Raw genomic sequence first — 1,315 nt, 5'->3', positions numbered from 1 at the left:
AGAGAATATAATATGAAATATATTTTACTAATTTTATCTCTATCAGCATTTTATGCTTATCCTTATGATCCCTCTGCCTACTCAAACCCTAATAGGCACGTCTGTTCTATAGCTTTAAACAATCAAATCTATAACCCATCTGATTTTTTTAATAATAATTTAAGATATAGAATAGCTGAAAATATAGGAGCAGTTACAGTCTCTATTCATAATGATGATGGAACAACAAGAAATATTACTATCGAGGTTGCTCCATTAGTAAGAGATGCGGCAGATATGTGGAATCAACGACTTATAGCAAGGAATAGCCCTATTCGTCTTGCAGAAATACCTCAGGGCTCATCTAGTGATACTGATTTTCAAATCACCAGGGCGAATGAAGCACAACAGACAAGTTTGGGTTTGGATTTAGCTGAAACAACTTTAATTTTACCACCTGAAATCCAAGAGCATATAGCAAATCAAATTTTTAATAGACCTGGAATAGTCCTAACTAATACATTCAATTATCCAAGAGAAACTTTCAACAACATTAGAAGAACGTTAAATAATCTTTATACAGAACACCACGTTGCAAAAATATTGGTTTACCATACTATAGCTCATGAGTTTGGACATGCTTTAGGTCTGACGCATCCCGGGTTGCTTGAATTGGGAGATCTTAATGAAAAAGAAAACAAAATACAATTAGATAGATCAAATCCCGGACACTTTTTTGCTATAGCGATTACAGCAGAACTTGAACAGGGACAACCAAATGCCAGAGTACCATTAATGACAAGTAACGATACATATTTTCTCCGATTACGTAACCAATTAGGCAGGCAATTAGAATATAACGATATCGTCCCATCAGAATTAGAGCTAAACGCTATAGCGATGGAAAATGCATGTGGGGGGTCACATTCATTTCAGTCTAAAATAAATGTTACGGCCTCAGAAATTTGTAAAGAAAAACCCCGTATATTTTACCCTATAGCGCAGGCTCTGATACCTATTTTTCAAACACAATTATTTAACTAACCCCAATTCTGTTTAAGCTGTCACTGGAATATCTTCTTCTTCTGAGTAGAAAACTTTCAGTGATGGTTTCTTCTTTTTATGACAATAAGCAATTAACCCCGTTAAAATAGTCAACAGAAATCCTTTTATACTTCGATGACGAGAATGTTCTATTTGACAGATATTTTTTAATTGCCCATTAACCGGTTGAGTAGGCCGCGGGAACTGCCCCCGCAGCCTCTCGCAGAACGGTACGTGAGCCTCTCGACTCATACCGCTCCCATCAGGCAAACACACCTGTCATTCCTGCCCG

1 protein-coding gene and 1 pseudogene are annotated in these 1,315 nt (G+C 36.8%); one reads left to right on the top strand and one right to left on the bottom strand.

All coding sequences use genetic code 11. From position 1 onward, the window contains the following. On the top strand, nt 1-1,023 hold a 1,023-nt coding region (locus tag AACX68_RS07335), incomplete at its 5' end, for a hypothetical protein (RefSeq protein WP_228860864.1). A gap of 12 nt (nt 1,024-1,035) precedes the next feature. Here the strand turns inward: AACX68_RS07335 and AACX68_RS07330 are convergent. Further along, a pseudogene (locus tag AACX68_RS07330) lies at nt 1,036-1,212 on the bottom strand (IS982 family transposase); the annotation flags it as partial. Between the last annotated feature and the right edge of the window lie 103 nt (nt 1,213-1,315).

Origin of the sequence: Xenorhabdus sp. PB61.4 (assembly GCF_963894935.1) — a bacterium.
GTDB lineage: Bacteria > Pseudomonadota > Gammaproteobacteria > Enterobacterales > Enterobacteriaceae > Xenorhabdus > Xenorhabdus stockiae.
This window is presented reverse-complemented; position numbering and strand designations above follow the sequence as displayed.